Below are 18,773 nucleotides of genomic sequence, written 5' to 3'. Positions count from 1 at the left end.
TAACCCTCGTGTACTAGAGGGCAGATTGGGATGAGAGGGGGATTGAACTTATAACGTTGGTTGTACGTCAGGTGATCCAGATTGACAAAAAGTTGATTGTGGAGAGGAAGATGTCAGGTTGAGGAAGATCAAGTGGTTGATGTCCTTAGTGCTTCTGTTTCTGTTTCCTGTAAGCGCTTCAGCCGAAAGTTGGCAAGCGGTGCCCATGGTCTCCCAAGCGATACTGAACTCAGGCAATACCGGCGGGGAAGGAGGACAATGGCCGTTAGCCATCGGGATTTCCAAAGCGGATCCCAACTTTATGATGTACGGTACGGATGTGGGCGGCGTTTATCGAAGTACGAACGGAGGCGGGCAATGGGAGCCGGCCAATATCGGATTACATTCGGTTGGGGCTTCTTCCTTCGCCTTTGACCCCGCGAATGCGAACCGGGTGCTCGCCGTCGGAGCGGGATCGGGTCCGATGGACTGGAACGGCGTGTATTTATCAACAGACAAAGCGCAAAGCTGGAGCCTTGTAAAAGGGGCCAAAATCAGCGGCTTCCGTGATATCCGTGATCAGTTGGACTACGACCCTGCCAGCTACGACGCTAATCTGGGCTATACGAAGACGGCGTACTGGTCAAGGATTGAGAACGATGCGCCTCAATGGGGGACACCCGAAATTCATCCTGCGATATACAAATCAACGGATGGAGGACAGAACTGGCAGGAGCTTGCGAGTACAGCGGCTTATGCCGGCGGAATCATCCGTGTTCATCCTTCGGCTGGAACTGTATATGCGGCCAACGGAAACGGATTCTATAAGAGTAACGACGGAGGATTAACGTTCACGATCAAGTTGAGTGGCGCGATTACTGGGATGGATGTTGTCCATAAAACCGGCAGTGAAAATGTAGTTTATTTGACCAAATCCGATGGCCTCTACAAATCAACCAACAGCGGCGAACAATTTACGAAGGTAAATTCGGCATCGTTCCCGCCAAGTCCGTTCAATCTGAAAGCGAGTTCAGCCGACCCGAATAAGCTCATTACCGGGTCTGATCAGGGAAGCTATAACTGGAAAAGGTATTACACAACAGACGGGGGAGCTAATTGGAGTGTCGGCACAGATGATGCAGCGAACAGTTGGATTCCGAATAACAACCGTCCTGTTGTGCTCGCGCTGCATCCGACTGATTCAGCCAAAGCATGGTCATTCGGCGGTGATTTCATCATGCGGACTACCAACTCCGGGGCTAACTGGGCCTGGGCTAACAACGGCAACACAGGCATTATGACCGGCGGAAAATTCGCCTTTAACGTCTTCAATCCGAATCTGTTGTATATTGGTTCGCAGGATTACGACGGCATGCTTACGAATGACGGGGGTGCGACTTGGGCCAGATCGGGTCTTCTGGGCGAATATTGGGGCGGCTGGGTGTACGGCGGTTATGCGGCTTCCGCACAAATCTATTACGGAGGTGTTCCTGATGTAAATAACTACGGCGGTCCCAAGTATCTCAAGATCACCAGAAACGGCGGAACTACTGTGGTTAACACGGGAATTCAACTAAGCGGACTCGATACATCTTACGGGGATCCGACAGATGCCAACATTCTCTTCGCCTGGAACCACAGAAGCACCGACGGTGGTATCTCTTGGACACCCATGGTGAATTGTGTTGGTGTTCTGACGCATAGCCCTGTCGGGAACAAAGAATTGTACGGGACGAACGGAACAGGCATTGTGCGGTCCACCGATAAAGGAGCAACTTGGCAAACATTGTATACATTTAACAATGTTAACATCCGGGACTTGGCGTACGATCACATCCGAAACCAATTGTACATTGTGAATGAGTGGAGTACTTTGTATAAGTATGATCTGAATACCGGTTTACTGGATGAATTAAAGGAGAATATGCCCGCGGATCAATTCGGTAACCGGCATATGCGGTCGGTTGCGGTCGATCCTGTGGATCCGAGCATTGTTTATGTGGCAGGTGCCGCCAACACCTATCAAACGGATACTTCGGTTGTCCGTTCCACAGACGGCGGTGAAACCTGGACCACACTTACCCGCAGCAAAAGGCTAAACAACACGCAGTTTGGTAAAGACGGCGGTCATGAAGCTTATGTAATTCGGGTGCATCCTCTCACGAGGGAAGCCTGGGTTGGTACGGTGTGTTATGGTGTCTGGAAAATCGCAGCACCTTCCTCGGCAACAAGCGCGCTGAATCGTTCCGGCTGGACAGTTACAGGGACGCCTACCGAAGCTTACCATCCTGCGGGGAATGCCATAGACGGTAATGCCGGCACGGCATGGCAGTCCGGTGCTTCCCAGTCCAACGGGCACAGCTTGGTGATCGACATGAAATCAGAGAAGAGATTTAATCAACTGGTATTGGATACAGGCAGTTCCAACAACGATTACCCGCGAGGTTATGAAGTGTATGTATCCGTCAACGGTACGCAATGGGGGACGAAGGTAGCTTCCGGCACAGGCAACGGGGCTATGACGTCCATCACATTCGCGGCGCAGAAAGCAAGGTATATTAAGGTGATACAAACCGGCAGTACAGGGTGGTGGTGGACGGTCAGTGAATTAAATGTCTATATGCCCGACTCGTTTCAGCTGGCGGATCGTACAGGATGGACGGCCACGGCTTCCCACCGAAACAGCGACGCCTGGCAGGCGGTTGACGGTAAACCGGATAATATCTGGCAGAGCGGGGCATCCATGTCGAACGGTATGTGGTTTGTCGTGGATATGAAACAAACGGTTTCGATGAACAAATTGGTTCTGGACACCGGAGCCAACGCGTCCGGAGATTATCCCCGAGGTTATCAGATCATGGTTTCGGGCGACGGTGCCAATTGGGGAAGTGCGATAGCAACAGGTACGGGTAACGGTCAATATGTTACGGCTACTTTCGCATTACAACAAGCCCGATATGTCCGGATTCTCCAAACGGGGAATGCCGGAAACTGGTGGTCCATCAAAGATGTATTTGCACACAATTCGACCTTGTAGAATGCCGCTTACAGACAGGTCCGCGCTCCGCGCGGACTCTGTTTTCTGTTTACCGGGAACAGACGCTGCTTCACAGCTAATGAACGCCAAAGAATATGATGGCTGCGCCGGGCTCATTAAACTCGGCTTGAATGACGGCATATCCGTCTTCCTGAATGGACACAAGCACTCCGGGTGTACACCATACCGCTTCGTGAACGATGTTCCGGGTGATGTAAGTATGTTGAACGTTACGAGCCTTATGAAAAGGCTGTCCGAATGAGTTAGCGAACAGAACCACGGCGCCGCGTCCGCTTACGGGATTTACCTTCTCATAGACTTCCGGGTTGGTTCCGGGCTGTCCGGTTTGAAGCAACGGGGCAGCGGTCATATCCTCCCGGATTTGCTTATACATGCCCAGCAAGGAGGCGATATACGATACGCCTTCTTGAGAAATGCCAAGCAGATCGCCCCAGAGTCCGTTCTGTCCCAAGATGAGCGAAGCTATATTAACGGTTTGGTTGGTTACAGGATCATCAGGAAGATAATGGGTCAGCAACAGTACGGAAGGTATCCATTTGTCATAAGTAAGCGGTGTTCTGCAGATCCATCCTCTTGCTGGACCCGGATAAAAGAAAAGATTGTAATTATAATAAGGGTCCTTCTCATCGGCGGGAACATTATAATTAGGGAAATAGGGTCCGTTATTCACCAGGAAATACTTGCCTGCCGTGAGAAAGGAAAGTCCGAAGGAGCGATAACTTTCCGTAACATCAAGATCAATAATGGCTCCCGGACAAGCGAGGGCAATTCTCTCGGCCAATTCACCCAGCCTTGTCGCCAACCGGAAAGCGAAGGATTGTTCCCGCTCTTCATAGGAATCAGTCAATGAACCGTGTCCGTGACCGGCTGCGTCACATTCGTACTGACCTACCGCATCCCACTTGAAGTAGGTTACGCCTAATTCTTGATGTAACCGAATCAGATGGTCGGCGAAGGCGTCCCCATATTCGCTGACAAGACACATCCGCTGGCTGAGTTCGGTTTCCCATACCGCGAAAGGAGGTGGTTCGATTCCATTTTTGGAAACAGCGCAATGCTTATGATCCTTCAGAATTTGGCTGGAGACGGCCGCGACCTTGGGATCAAACCACAGTCCGAGCTGCATCCCGTATTGGTCCAATCGGGCCTTGACGGTTTGCAGACCGTCCGGAAACCGGGTCAAATCAACGTTCCAGTCACCGGTCTTTTCATACCATCCTGTATCAATGACATAGACTTCAACCCCTAACCCGGCAGCCGTGTCAATTTCATTCAGAACCCGTTCCAGATGCATGGAATCCAGATACTTGGATCGGTTCCAATGCCGGTTACGTTCTTGATAAGCCCATGTATTGTAATAAATATACGGCTTGCGGGATGCATTGCACAGACTGATATCCTCCAGGATGAACGTTCGGTAACAGTGTTCCATCTCTTTAAGGGAACCCCGCACGACCGCGAACTGAAACCATATGGAAGTATAGGATTCCTCCGGATGAAGTGCATGCAAGTTCGGATAATTGCCCTTCTTCGCGCTTACAGTCACGGTATAATCCGAATGAAGTTGAAATCCCGTATACATATCCGGGTACTGGGAACCGTGCTCGTAACCTGACAAGACGGTATGGCTGCCATCCTCCGCAGCCAGCAGCGGTCCCATTAACATCCGCTCATACTTGAACCAACTTGGCTGAACCCGATGTTCGCTTAAAGTGTAGCTGTGCACAAGCTCGTTATAGTCCGAGAGCCGAATTTCCGTAGGTTGAAAATGTTTCAAATTGTAGGAGAAATAATCGAGTTCATCGGAGCCGTTCGTCTTCGTCATGTGCAGTAACCCTGTGCTGCTAAAGGTGTATTTGAAGCGGATTACAGGACTTGTCGGAGCGATGCGGAAAGTAATGGTGAGGAACAGGGAGGGCTGCACTGTAACCGGGCCGGTAACCTGATATTCGACGGATCCATTGGGGAGAAGCAGGGGTTCGTTATTATTTAGTTGAAACTGTTTAACATCACATTGGATATCGGTGCCGTTCAGTTGAATCCGCGGCGCGTATACAGGAATGGTAATGTCTTCAGCTGCAACACGGTAAGCCCATAAACCTTCATGATGATCTGACAAAATAATCGTTACGTGATCATTGCCGAACTGGATCGGTGTCAATAGCCTCGCCTCTTCCTTGAAAGTGTGTAAAATCAGCATAGCCCAAGGGCAACAAGAGCGACAATAGTAAGTTCTTATGGGGAGGATAGTACATTATGATGGAACCTGTCAGCTATAATCTGCGCAATCCTTCATGGCCCGCGGGGTGGATGCAGCTGGAATATATGGGATACGCCGAAGAGCGGTGCGGGACTTACCAGTGGGATGGCCTGCTTAGGAAGGACCGAAGTGTAGTTTTTCAATATACATTGTCAGGCCAAGGGAAACTTGAAAAGGATGGAGTCGTTCGAACGATTAATCCGGGGGAAGCGATGATGCTGATCTTTCCGGAGCGCGTGAAATACTACGTGGATTTGGATACCTCGGACCATTGGTCTTTCCTGTGGCTTCAGGCGTCCGGTGCCGATGCCTATCGGTATTGGATCCGATTCATACGCGAATGGGGGCATATTGTAACCTTGCCGCTGGATTCCGAACCTATTCTCAGAATGAAGGAAATGCTTGCTGAACTATCCCTGGGCGAAAAAAAGGATCCTTATGCGCTTTCTTGCAGCTTATATGAATGGATCCTGCTGTTGCTGAGACAAAGCCAACCGGCGGGGCACAATGAGCATTTCCCTTCTCATGAGTCAGGTCAAGATTCCGTGGATCTGCTTAAACAATATATTGACATTCATTACACGGATCCCCGACTGTGTCTGGACAGCATGGCCGAGGTAGCCCATCTATCCAAAGTTTATATGTGTCAGATGTTCAAAAAGCGATTCGGCATTGCCCCCATGTCGTATGTACAACAGCTGAAGCTGGCTCAAGCCGCACGCGCGTTAGTAGAAGAAGAGCGTCAGGTCAGCGAAGTGGCTGTAACCAGCGGGTTCGAGAATGCCAGCTATTTCGGTAAAGCCTTCAGGGCCAGATTCGGAATGACGCCTACAGCATACCGGATGAGCCGCGTTCACTCGGCAGCAGACGGCGCTTTTCCACAGGTGATTCAACGATGAGCAGACGAATATTCTCTACGATGAATCTAAAAATGCGGCATAAGTTACTGCTTTCCTATTGTATTGTCGTCATGATTCCGGTAGCTGTGATCGGATACTTATTTGTTCAACGGACGATGAGCATCGTTGTCGAACAGCATCGCTATGAGAATCGAATCACTTTTAAGCAGGCAACAGCCAATCTGACCAATGAACTGGAAACTTATATTAAATTTACAGACAGCACCCTCTTTGATCAGCAGCTGATGGATTATTTATCTATAGAGTTTCCGAAGACTACAGATTTTTTTGATCTATATAAGCAATTGAAGAATCTCGCCACAGAATACTCCAATCAATTTTATGCTTTGGGAAAGAACGTGAAGGTGCGGTTCTACAGCAATAATCCGACTATTCTCAAGGATGATCATGTTTTTTATGACATTAACGAGACCGTCCAATCGGAAGCATGGTACCGCAGCGCCATTGCCGCCAACGGAAAAATCAGTACAGGGGGCCTGCAGAAGAACGACGGGGAGTCCCACATCATCCTGGTTCGCAAAATATCCTTTATGGAGAAGTACACAACAGTTATTCGTATGGATATCCCGGAAAAAGAGCTGCACACCTTAATTGCCGAAGAGGGAAAAAATCGCAATAAGCGTATTTTCCTTATCGACGGTGATGGGCGAGTGCTCTCAGCTGCTTCCGAGCGGGAAACCATAGGTTCTTCATTGGTACTGGGGGAGCTATGGGAAGGCGGCAGGGTTCTAGGAGACCGTAGTCACGCGGAATTTGAGCACGCAGGGAACCAACTGCTATACCAGCAATTCGGCTCTCACATGATGGATCAACCATGGGCTCTTGTCTCCATCTCCTCTCCGGGAACGACACTGAATCCATTCTATGACCTTGTTCGGCAGAGTCTTGCCGTCGTATGCACAAGTATTCTTGCTGCCGTTGTTTTGATGTTCTATTTCTCCGGTAAGCTGACCAAGCGGCTGAAGGCATTGGTACGGAACATGTCCACCATTCGGGAAGGCCGCTTTCATGTGTTCGTCCAAGACCAAGCCGGTGATGAAATCGGCGAGTTGTCCCGGAGCTTCCGCCATATGGTTCAGCGAATGGACTATCTGGTTTCGGAAGTGTACACGGCAGAGGTGCACAAGAAGGAAGCGGAAATTAAAGCATTGCAGAGCCAAATCAATCCTCACTTTCTGTTCAATACGCTGCAATCCATACAAGGTCATCTGCTGAAAGGGGGCGACGAATTGTCCAGCGACATGGTGGGAAGGTTGGCAAGGCTGTTCCGCCGCAGTCTGGAATGGGACAACGATATGGTAACTTTGGCATGTGAAGCGGAGCTTGCTAAAGATTATCTGGCCATCCAGAAGCTTCGATTCCAGGAACGTCTTCAGTATCATGTTGATGTACAGCAGGTGCCGGTGAACTGCATTATGCCTAAATTTATACTCCAGCCGTTAGTGGAGAATGCCGTTCAACACGGATTGGAAACATTACAACGCTCCGTAACAATTGAGGTGACCGCGGTCCTAATCGAAGACACACTTACGATTCGAATCTATGATAACGGCGGCGGGATGGGGAAGATTCGGTTGGCGCAAGTGACTAAAGAAATGAATGCCGCCGGTTTAGATCGACCGAGTTGCCACATGGGACTGCGCAACGTACACCAGCGTATTCAACTGGCTTACGGCGGCGAGTTTGGATTAACCATGGAGAGTGAACCTGATCGATTTACGATTGTGGATATTCGGTTACCGCTCATCTTGGAAGAGGACGAAAGTCAGAATGAAGGAGTTGATCCCACATGTACAACCTTCTTATCGCAGAAGACGAGCCTTTGGTAATCGAGTACCTCATGAACATTCTGGACTGGGAACAACACGGTTTCCGAATTAAGGCCGTCGCAAGGAACGGGGAGGAGGGGCTTCAACGCTTAAAGGAAGGAACATACCACTTGGTTATTTCGGATATCAAAATGCCTGAGATGGACGGCCTGGCCTTCATCAAGCATGCCAAAAATCAATACCCTCTGCTGAAATATATCATTATCAGCGGTTATGGTGATTTCTCCTATGCCAAACAGGCTGTGGCCTACGGCGTTAAAGGCTATCTTCTTAAACCTGTGGATAAAGCGGAGCTCACGGAACAAATTACGATGATTCGTCATGAATTTGATACCCTCTATCAGGACCAGGCATGGCGAAGAGAAACCCAATTGGCCGCTCGCACCAACTTTCTGTTCCGACTCACTTGCGGAGAAGTGCCCCAGCATGAAATAAATCGTAAATCTGTCTTATTCGGACTGGATGCTCTGACGGTTCCAGACGGAAAGCACCTTGTCGGCTTAATCGAATTTACGAATTATCAACACATTGTCAATCGGAGTCTGCATGACGCAAGGGTGATCCAATACGGTTTGTGCAATATTCTGCAGGAATACCTGCAAAGGTATAATCTTGGCATTGTATATGAAGATCCGGACAACGCGCTCGGCATGATTCTCTCCTCCTCCCGACTGCACAGCGAAGCGGTCTCCGAATGCATGAGGCAAGCTTGTACCACCATGTTTCAGTACTACGGAGCGAAGCTTGCGGTAGGATTCGGGCTGCCTGTCGACACGCCGGATCAACTCGTTCATTCCAAGAAGCAGGCCCAACAGGCGCTGGACCGGAGACCTGCTTGGAAGGAGGAGTCGTTCATGCTGCTCTTCTACGGGCAACAGGAAGATCTGGCGCGTATGGAAATCGGTCTCGTCTGGGATTATGAACTCTTGCTTAAGGCGATTGAGGAAGGGAACATCATAGAGATCGAACGGGAGATTATGAAGTTGTCGACCGAGCTGCAGGTGAAACAGGCTCAAGAATCCTTGCGCCAAGGCATGATGTACAGTATACGCTACGGTCTCCAACGCTTGGTCAGGAAGCATCAAGGGAACACGAACCATCAACAAGATTGGCTAAGAACTGTCGATTGGACCGCATCGTCTGGTTGGGAACGGATGTTGATATCGTGCTGCCGTGAGGTAAGCTCTGTCATTCTGCATCAGCTTGAGGACCGTTCCGCGGATGTGGTGGTGAGAATTAAAGACTACATAGAGAAACACTATCATGAGGATTTAACTTTAAAGATGATGGCAGGTATTTTCTATATGAATCCCGCTTATTTGGGCAGGCTGTTCAGGAAGGAAACCGGCGTTCATTTCAATGATTATGTACATAAGATCCGGATTGACAATGTCAAGAGAATGGTGCTGCGCGATCAAGGTAAGATCCTGGATATTCTGCATGAAGCGGGGTATGTCAACAGTAAGTATTTCTATCAGATTTTCAAAAGATTGGAAGGCATGACGTTCCAGCAATACAAGCTTGGCATTAAACAGTTGAAAGAGACCGGCAGGCACAAGGTTTAGAATGTGGGGTGCGAAGATATAATATTGTCCCTGTAATGACTGGCCTTTATCGATAGAATCAAGTGTGAGGTCAGTAGAAACAGATTGGAGGAAATTCCTGCTTGAACACATCCACAGAATTATCCAGCAGCCCGGCGAACCATACGGTTGTGAAACGCAGTAAACGCGGCGAGTTGCGAAAGGACCTGCGCGCTCATTACAGCCTCTATCTCATGTTTGTGCCGGGATTGCTGTTATTGCTGGCGTTTAATTATCTGCCCATGTTCGGCATTATCATCGCATTTAAGAATGTGAATTATACCGACGGGATTTTTGGAAGTCCGTGGGTAGGGTTTGCCAACTTTGAGTATTTATTCAAGACACAAGACGCTTATACCATTATTCGCAATACGGTTCTGTACAATCTGTTATTTATCGTATTGGGGTTGACTGTAACCGTAACCTTAGCGATCTGCCTGTTTGAATTATGGAATAAGAAATGGGCCAAATTCTATCAAACCGCGATGTTCCTGCCGTTCATTCTTTCCTGGGTAGTCGTCAGCTATGTCGTATACGCGTTCCTGTCGCCTGAACATGGATTTATCAACAAAGTGATTCTGGAGCCATTGGGTTATGACCCGGTATTCTGGTATCAGGAAAGCAAGTATTGGCCTTACATTCTGACCTTCTTTAATCTATGGAAATATACAGGGAACGGTGTGGTTGTGTACTTGGCCGCATTGAGCGGAATCGACCCATCCTATTATGAAGCCGCTTCCATAGACGGAGCCAGCAAGTGGAGGCAAATCCGCTATATTACGATCCCTATGCTTGCGCCTTTAATGATTATTCTGACGATTCTCTCTTTAGGCCGCATCTTTAGCGCTGATTTCGGATTGTTCTTCAATGTAACCTTGAATCAAGGTTTAATTCGGAATACGACAGCAGTACTCGATACCTATGTCTATAATTCCTTAATGACTCTGGGTGATATTGGTATGGCTTCTGCGGCAAGCTTCTTTCAGTCGGTGGTTGGATTCGTGCTGATCCTATCGGTGAACCACTTTGTCAGAAAAATCAATAAGGATAACGCGTTGTTCTAGGAGGATTTCGTATGCATAACAGCATTTCCCGCAGTACCAATATCCTGTTTCACCTTGTATTTATCGTGTTGACTCTTGCCTGCCTGGTGCCGTTACTTCTGATTGCCATGATATCCATAACCGATGAGAAATCCATTGCAAGTCATGGTTACCGGTTAATTCCGAATCAATTCAGCTTTGAAGCCTACCGGGTCATCGAACAGATGGGTTCGGGCATCGTTAACGCGTATATGGTAACCATATTCGTAACCGTGACGGGAACATTGCTTTCTGTCATGGTTGCCGCGTTATATGCCTATCCGCTCTCCCGCAAGGACCTCAAACTTCGAGGCTGGTTCGCGTTTATCCTGTTCTTCACGATGTTGTTCGGCGGGGGCATGGTTTCATGGTATATCGTCTGTACCCAATACCTCGATCTGAAGAATAGCATCTGGGCCTTGATTCTTCCGTCTGTGATGAATTCGTTCTTTGTCATCATCTTACGCACGTTTTTTCAGACTACCATTCCTCCCGAACTGATTGAATCCGCCAAAATTGACGGGTCCGGCGAGTGGAGAACGTTCTTCCAGATTATTATTCCTTTGTCCTTGCCCGGGCTTGCAACCATCGCGATCTTCAGCTCCGTAGGGTATTGGAATGATTACTATCTTTCCTTGATGTTCATTGACGATCCTAAGTTGTACAATCTGCAATATTTGATCTGGAGAGTGCTTTCCAATCTGCAATACCTTCAACAGAACTTGAATCTGAACATTAGTCAAAGCGCGGCGGGCATCCCGCAAGAGGGAGCCAGAATGGCGTTAGCCATCATCACGATCGGTCCTATTATCCTGACGTATCCGTTCTTCCAGAAATACTTCATTAAAGGACTTACGATTGGTTCTATCAAAGGCTAAATCCGGATCCTCGGTTAGCATAAATAAATTTATTGGGGGAACGATATGCGATTACAAAAGACATGGCTAAGCTTGCTCATCATGATCATGATTCTGGTGTCGACCGCAGGGTGTGCTAACAACAACGGTAACGGTGTTAAGGAAGTCAATGAAACGAAGCCCGCGAATGAGAAGACCGAGCAAGTTCCGGCGACGGAAACGGGTACGGAGAACACAACGAACGATACCCCCGTGCTGGAACCGGTCGAGCTTACCTGGTATACCATCGGGCCGGAGCAGCCTAAAGATACAGAAGAGATTGAGAAAGCTGCTAACGAGTATCTGAAAGACAAAATTAATGCGACCATTAAATTCAAGGTGCTGGATTGGGGGAGCTTTGACAGCAGATCAAACGCAATGATGGCTTCCCAAGAACCTTTTGACATTATCTTTACTGCCTTCTGGAAAAATTACGGGGCTAACGCGGTTAAGGGAGCTTATCTGCCTATTGATGATCTGATGGAGAAGTACGCTCCAAAAACCAAGGCGTTATTTACACAAGAGTTTCTGGACGGTGCCAAAGTAAACGGGAACTTGTATGCAGTACCTGTTAATAAAGACAAAGCTGCCAGCTACGGGTATCTGTACCGTAAGGATCTTGCCGATAAGTACGGTTTCGATATGTCCGCCATCAAGAGCCCTTACGACATTGAACCTCTATTGAAGACCATTAAGGAGAAGGAACCTACGATTACGCCGCTGGGTGCCAGCCGACTGCCGGCCGATATCCTCCAGTGGACAACGACTATTGCTCCACATGCGCTTGTATATTCCACGCTGTCGGATCACAAGGACGATAATAAGGTATATGCTGCCCACTTCGGGCCTCCGGGGAAAGAGGGAGTTCCTGAACAGCCTAAGGTATTAAGAGATTGGTATCAGAAAGGGTATATTCGTAAAGATATTGCAACGTATAAAGGCTCGGCCCAGGACGATGCGAATAAAGGTCAAGTATTCATCTGGGCAGAACAATTGAAACCAGGCAAGGACAAGGAAGTAGAAGCTGCGCTTAAAGCGAATGGAATAGCCGGCGAAGTGGCGCAAATTGAACTTACACCGCCTACATTCAGCGCTAATGATATTACCGGCGCGATGATGGCGGTATCCAAATCCTCAAAAAATCCGGAGAGAGCCATGATGTTTCTGGAGTTGCTCAACACGGATAAGTATCTGAACAACCTGTTTAACTTCGGTATTGAAGGTGTGCATTACACGAAAGTTAGCGAAGAAGTTATTCAACCCGTGGAAGATCGCAAGTGGCCTTTCGTGAGCAACAACTGGATTCTCGCCAATCAATATATTAATTATTTATTGCCGAATGAAGATCCGGAGAAATGGAAGAAATTCGAAGCGTTCAATAACAGTGCCACACCTGCCAAAGGCATCGGATTCCAATTCAATAATGAGAAAGTGAAGACGGAATTCGCTAATATTGAGAACGTCATCAAGGAGTTTGACAATGCGTTATGGTGGGGAGCCGTGGATCCAGAGAAGTATTATCCGAAATTGAAAGAGAAATTGAAGAAAGCCGGCATAGATAAGTATGTGGCGGAGGTGCAGAAGCAGTACGATGAATGGAGAGCAGCAAGCGGTAAACAGTAATCGGTAAAGGGTAATCGGTAAAAAGTAAGCTTGAGAGGGAGTCAACGTGAGTACATGCGGCGGGCTCCCTTTTCTGTTGGCCGCCGGCCGATAACTATACTGAATATAAAGGAGAATCTCATGAGGAAATTTCAAATGAAACGAGTTCTGTGGATGTTACTGAGTGTCATCGTTCTTCTTACGTACGCATATCCCGCTTCGGGCTCCGCCAACGCTATCAATCCAGAAGGAAATAAAGTGATTGTGGACACTGCCGAAAACAGCGAGGTGCTTGTTCAATTTCATACGTCTGCCATCGAGAGCCTGTATTCGCTTCGAGTTGATGTAAACTATGATGCGGATGTTCTGAGGCCGATGACGGAGGGAGCGTTGGTTAAGCCTTCATTTTTGGATGATGAGACTTATGAAAGCGTTTCAATGAATCGTGGGTTATGGAAAGACGGTAACGGCAAGGTTAGCGGCTACATAACGTGGCGCGTAGCAGAAGGCGAGCTTACATTCATCCTAAGCAGAATGGGAGAGGAAATGATAGATTCAGCAGGACATACTTATGCAGCTGAGATGAAATTTGAAGTTCTTGCCCCCAAAGTGAGAACAGAGGTTAGTTTGGGGATTCATGAGCAGGTGCATCTGGTGAACGGAGTGCTGCAGGCCGGTTCAGCGCAGGCGGTTATGCTGAAGTCGCCACATGAAGCGAGCGGTACCGGCAACGGCAACGGCAATGGCAACGGCAATGGCAATGGCAATGGGAGCGGTACCGGCAACGGCAATGGCAACGGTACCGGCAATGGCAACGGTACCGGCAATGGCAACGGCAACGGCAACGGTACCGGCAATGGAAACGGTAACGGCAATGGCAACGGCAATGGCAACGGTACCGGCAATGGCAATGGCAATGGCAACGGTACCGGTAACGGTAATGGCAATGGTAACGGCAATGGCAATGGGAACGGAAACGGCAACGGTACCGGCACCGGCACCAGCAACGCCAATCAGCCCCCTCTTGTGGTGGGAACCAATGTACATCTGGTGGAAGGTACACAAAAGGAAATTCGCTCGATCGCGCAGGACAGGTCTTTAACAAAGGCCGATAAGGCAAAGAAACTGAATCTTTTGGCAAGAAAGATTTTGAAAGAAGATGTAAAGCTGCACCTGGATGCCGTCAACTCAACGGGAGGCAAAGTGACTGTCAACCTAAGCGATGAGAAATTGCTTCAGCTCACAGAGCAAGTGAATGCAACCTTTCAAGCGCTGAAAACCCAGTTTGAACTAGCGGGTGTTTCCTTGCAGGAAGAGAAGCAACTCAACCTTGTAGCGGAAGGCATGAAATCAGACGATGAGAATGTGTTCATCGTGGTTCGGTCGTCTTCGTTGTTGAAAGCTAAAGAGCAAGGGATCTCATGGATTCGTGTGCAGACCCCGGTTGCATTGTTCCGATTTAGAACCGAATTGTTTGCTGCTGTCTCTCCTGATGAGAATATCGAGCTGCAGTTTTCTGAAGGGGTTAATGAGAAGCTTCCCGCAAAGGCAGCAGCATTTCAAGTCAATTTAAAGTCAGCTGGTCAGCCGCTCTTTATGAAGGGAGGATACGGTCAATTTGAAATCCAATTGCCTTATGTGTTACAAGATCATCAGGATCCCGGTCTCATGGGCGTGTTCCTTATCCATGAAATTACAGAAATTCCCGAATGGGTGTTGAGTCATGTTGACAAAGGACACGGAACATTTACGCTGTATCCACAACAATCTGGCCAATATGCACTGATGCAGCGACTGACATCCTTCAAGGATGTACTACAAGGTTACGCCAAGCTGCCTGTGTCCGCACTTGCGGGTAAAGGGATTGTCCATGGCAAAGGCAACGGCAAGTTTGAGCCCCATCAAGAAGTCACCAGAGCGGAATGGGTTTCCCTCCTGGTTAAGACTCTAAATCTAAGTAAACAACAACCGATGGCTTCAGTATATGAGGATGTACCGACGAATGCTTGGTATACCTCTGCTGTAGCAGCGGCCCATGAAGCAGGCGCAGTTGAAGGAGTTACCGCGACTCGATTCGCGCCAAACGCCCCGGTGACACGAGAGGAGATGGCGGTTATGTTGCATCGAGCCATTCTAGCGATGCACATCCCGCTTTCAACCAACGAATACCCTGCTTTCAAAGATCATAAAGACATTGCAACCTACACGAAATCCAGCGTCGAAACGCTGCATGCAGCAGGCATAGTAACCGGAGATGCTTTCGGCCGATTTGCTCCAGCTAAAGTGCTGACACGCGCAGAATGCGCAGTTGTCCTCTTTAGATTACTTCAGCAATTAGAAGGAGGTCTACACTCTTGAAGAATAAGATCATCAGTATGCTCTTAACGGCTGTCCTCTCGGTATCCGCCGCGTTGCCCGCTTCCGCGCTTCATTGGGAGCATGTTCCCTGGGTCAGCGAGAAAATTTTGAACAACGGCTTTCAGGGCGGCGAAGTAAGTCAGTGGCCGCAAGCTTTGGCAATCGATTCCCAGAGCGGGGAGTTTGCTCTGATGGCCACGGATGTGGGGGGAGTATTACGTTCGCTGGACGGTGGAGAGAACTGGGCACCTGCGAATATCAAGTTGAATTCAAGGGGCGGGAATGCGCTGGCCATTGATCCGAGGAATTCGAACCGGGTGCTGTTAGTCGGGGGCAATTCCGGACCTCATCCGGACCACGGTCTGTTTCTCTCCACAGACCAGGCTCAAACGTGGAAGAATGTTTACAAAGCAGAAATCAGCGGATTCCGTGATGTACGTGATCAGTTGGCTTATGATATCAGCAGCTTTGATGAAACTGCCGGTTATACGAAGACCGCTTATTGGCTCAGAGTGGCGGATGAACAACAACAGTGGGGGAATGTGACAGAACACCCGGCCCTCTATCGTACGTCGGACGGAGGTGAAACCTGGACGGAGCTTCCCAATACGAACCAATTTGGCAATGGTATTCTGAAGGTGCATCCTACCAAGGGATATATTTATATTGCCAACGGTAACGGACTGTTCCGCAGTAAAGATGAAGGAGCCACCTTTACACGGATTTCGGAGCATCCGTTAAGCGGACTGGATGTCATCCCGACTTCGCCTGACCGTGTATATTATATTACGGGTCAGGATATCTACCTCTCCGAAGATAGCGGCGATACGTTCCAGAAGGTAGAGACGACGCGGTATCCGGTACTATTTGAAGGGGATAGAGGGGGACAATACGGCATTAAAGTCAGTCCGGCAAACCCGGATTATATGATGACGACGGTCTCAGACGGGGCCTATGGATTCGATAAATACGTATCCCATGACGGGGGTGTAACCTGGACGAAGGCGGTGCTGGACAATACGAACAGTTTCATGCCTTTCAACGGCCGCCCTGCCTTATATGCTTGGCATCCTTCAGATGAGAATGTGATTCTGTCGATCGGCGGGGATTACATTACCAAGAGTGTTGACGGAGGATTGCACTTTAGCTGGGCCAATAACGGTAACCCGGGTGTCATGCCTGGAGGAAACTTTAACTTTAATGTGAAGGATCCGGATTTGCTGTTCATCGGGTCCCAGGATTATGCGGGAGCATTTACCACGGACGGCGGCATTACTTGGCAGTATACGAATGTCCAGGATTTCGAGTGGGGCGGCTGGACCTACGGCACCTATATGGTGAATCCCAAGGTCATGTTCGGCGCATCCAAGCACTGGGATATCGGCATGGCCAAGACGATTCACATTACCCGCGACGGAGGTAAATCCTTTACCCGGTTTAAAGACAAGGTTGTCAACGGAATGGAGACGTCCTACGGGGCGCCAGACGATGATAACATCTTATTTTGCTATGAATACAGAAGTACCGATCAGGGTTATTCTTGGGTCAAAATGGAGGGAGCGGACGGCGTATTCATCCATAATTTCGATCCGGAAGGTAAGAAGGAATTGTACGGCGGGAAAGGGAATAAAATTGTCTCCTCCGCGGATCAGGGGGAAACCTGGACAGAAGAATTCAGCGTAGACGGTACGGTAAACGACGTGGCCTACGACTGGAAGAACAAGCTCGTGTACGCGGTGACCAAGAATAAGTTGTTTCAGTTCAATCAAGTAACCAAAGTGGTTCAAGATCTGACATCGACGACGCCTGCCGATCAGTATGGAAACCATCACCTATGGTCGATTGCGATCGATCCGAAGCAACCCGAAATTGTTTATGCGGCGGGACCGGCGAACACCTATAACGCAACCGTATCCACGATCCGATCGGTCGATGCGGGCCAGACTTGGGAGAATCTTACGATACAACCCGGAGCATCCGTGGTTCAGACTGGGAAAGACGGGGGCAGGGAAGCATGGGGAATTCGTGTTCATCCGGAAAATCGGTACGTTTATGTGGGAAGCATATGTTACGGATTTTGGCGCATTGCTCCTCCGTACGGAGAATCGGTTTCATATGACTCCAAGCCGCTTAAAGCAGCAGCGGGTAACGGTGAAGTGACGTTGAAATGGTTTGGTAACGGAAGAGAAACGCTGCTGGATGTGGCGGACTTGGCGCGACACTCCACCTATGGAATGTCGGAAGTGCCGGTGCAGACACGACTCACCTATGATCTGGACGGAGACCGTCAAGTTACGGCAACCGATATGGACATTCGCAGCCGGTTATATCTGGAAGGCTCGGCAAGATCGCTGGATACCTTCACTGTATACAGAAGGGAAGGTTCAGCCGGCGAATGGACGAAAATTGCGGAGAACCTTACAAACATCTCCTATGTGGATCGACAGGTAATAAACGGCACTGCCTATGAGTACAAAGTTGAGAACACCAGCAAGCAACAGAGCACGGTAACGGTTACGGCAATGCCGGCAGCGGCGGGTCCTTCGGCTATATTTGCAAGTCCATCGCCTGATGCGATAGAAATACTGTGGTCTCAGGGGTCGGGTACGTACAGCATATACCGGACCGAAGCGAATGCGGAGCAACCAGAATTGCTGGCATCCGGTTTACAGTCAGCTTCCTATACGGATCGTTCCGTAACTAAAGGAAATTCGTATCGTTATTATGTTACTTCAACAGGAACCGGCGGTGAAAGCGAACCATCCGCAACAGTTACGGCTTCTACATTAATTATGACCCCTCCCCTGTTACAGAAAGTAGACGGGCGGAATCTGGCATGGAACAAGAAAGCGGAATCCAGTGCGGCGAATCCGTTTAATGAAGCTGCCAGAGCCGTGGACGGTCAACTGATCAACAATAGCAAATGGAGTGACAATTCCGCAGGTGACAAGTGGCTGTCCATTGATCTGGGCGCAAGCTATACGTTGGACAGATGGGTCGTTAAGCATGCCTCTTCCGGAGGAGAGGATACTTCATTGAACACGAAGAGCTTCCAATTGCAGCAGAGTGCAGATGGTGTTCATTGGAGCGATCTGGATACGGTCACGAATAACACGCAAGGAGTAACTGACCGCAAGGTAAATCCGTTTAAGTCCCGCTATGTGCGGTTGTACATTACAGCCCCGACTTAACAAGGGGAAGGGACG

The 18,773-nt window shown here is 49.0% G+C and carries 10 protein-coding genes; 9 read left to right on the top strand and 1 reads right to left on the bottom strand.

The window, feature by feature from the left end:
- Positions 1-118 precede the first annotated feature (118 nt).
- A complete protein-coding gene (locus SY83_RS09265) occupies positions 119-3,016 on the top strand; it encodes a discoidin domain-containing protein (RefSeq protein ID WP_068605986.1) in 2,898 nt (965 codons plus the stop codon).
- Positions 3,017-3,092: 76 nt separating this feature from the next.
- Here SY83_RS09265 and SY83_RS09260 read toward each other — a convergent pair whose 3' ends face one another.
- Complete coding sequence (locus SY83_RS09260) at positions 3,093-5,198, bottom strand: alpha-galactosidase (protein WP_068605985.1); 2,106 nt, start codon at positions 5,196-5,198, stop codon at positions 3,093-3,095.
- Positions 5,199-5,293: 95 nt separating this feature from the next.
- Here SY83_RS09260 and SY83_RS09255 point away from each other — a divergent pair, with 95 nt between their 5' ends.
- From SY83_RS09255 to SY83_RS09220, 8 genes are all read left to right on the top strand, one after another.
- Entirely contained in the window at positions 5,294-6,196 is a 903-nt protein-coding gene (locus SY83_RS09255) for an AraC family transcriptional regulator (protein WP_068605984.1), read from the top strand.
- On the top strand, positions 6,193-8,046 hold the full coding sequence (locus SY83_RS09250) for a cache domain-containing sensor histidine kinase (protein WP_068605983.1): 1,854 nt from the start codon (positions 6,193-6,195) through the stop codon (positions 8,044-8,046). The genes SY83_RS09255 and SY83_RS09250 overlap by 4 nt, the downstream gene beginning before the upstream one ends.
- Positions 8,007-9,611, top strand: a complete 1,605-nt coding sequence (locus SY83_RS09245; protein ID WP_068605982.1) for a response regulator transcription factor — start codon at positions 8,007-8,009, stop codon at positions 9,609-9,611. Before SY83_RS09250 ends, SY83_RS09245 begins: the two co-directional genes overlap by 40 nt.
- Positions 9,612-9,712: 101 nt before the next feature.
- Positions 9,713-10,693, top strand: coding sequence for an ABC transporter permease (locus SY83_RS09240; RefSeq protein WP_068605981.1), 981 nt, complete (start codon positions 9,713-9,715; stop codon positions 10,691-10,693).
- Between the two features lie 11 nt (positions 10,694-10,704).
- Positions 10,705-11,589, top strand: coding sequence for a carbohydrate ABC transporter permease (locus tag SY83_RS09235; protein ID WP_068605980.1), 885 nt, complete (start codon positions 10,705-10,707; stop codon positions 11,587-11,589).
- 45 nt (positions 11,590-11,634) lie between these two features.
- Positions 11,635-13,230: an ABC transporter substrate-binding protein gene (locus SY83_RS09230; protein WP_068605979.1), complete on the top strand. Its 1,596-nt coding sequence runs from the start codon at positions 11,635-11,637 to the stop codon at positions 13,228-13,230.
- 120 nt (positions 13,231-13,350) lie between these two features.
- On the top strand, positions 13,351-15,567 hold the full coding sequence (locus tag SY83_RS09225; protein WP_068605978.1) for an S-layer homology domain-containing protein: 2,217 nt from the start codon (positions 13,351-13,353) through the stop codon (positions 15,565-15,567).
- Positions 15,564-18,758, top strand: coding sequence for a VPS10 domain-containing protein (locus SY83_RS09220; protein WP_068605977.1), 3,195 nt, complete (start codon positions 15,564-15,566; stop codon positions 18,756-18,758). Before SY83_RS09225 ends, SY83_RS09220 begins: the two co-directional genes overlap by 4 nt.
- Positions 18,759-18,773 lie beyond the last annotated feature (15 nt).

The sequence above is a fragment of the Paenibacillus swuensis genome (assembly GCF_001644605.1).
In the GTDB taxonomy this organism is placed as follows: domain Bacteria; phylum Bacillota; class Bacilli; order Paenibacillales; family DY6; genus Paenibacillus_N; species Paenibacillus_N swuensis.
Note: the sequence above shows the minus strand (reverse complement) of the source record. Positions and strands in the feature narration are given on the sequence as shown.

What these genes read in the sequence shown, in the direction of transcription:
- SY83_RS09225 (WP_068605978.1), top strand. Translation starts at nt 13,351, where the DNA reads ATGAGGAAATTTCAAATGAAACGAGTTCTGTGGATGTTACTGAGTGTC.
- SY83_RS09255 (WP_068605984.1), top strand. Translation starts at nt 5,294, where the DNA reads ATGATGGAACCTGTCAGCTATAATCTGCGCAATCCTTCATGGCCCGCG.
- SY83_RS09230 (WP_068605979.1), top strand. Translation starts at nt 11,635, where the DNA reads ATGCGATTACAAAAGACATGGCTAAGCTTGCTCATCATGATCATGATT.
- SY83_RS09245 (WP_068605982.1), top strand. Translation starts at nt 8,007, where the DNA reads ATGTACAACCTTCTTATCGCAGAAGACGAGCCTTTGGTAATCGAGTAC.
- SY83_RS09250 (WP_068605983.1), top strand. Translation starts at nt 6,193, where the DNA reads ATGAGCAGACGAATATTCTCTACGATGAATCTAAAAATGCGGCATAAG.
- SY83_RS09235 (WP_068605980.1), top strand. Translation starts at nt 10,705, where the DNA reads ATGCATAACAGCATTTCCCGCAGTACCAATATCCTGTTTCACCTTGTA.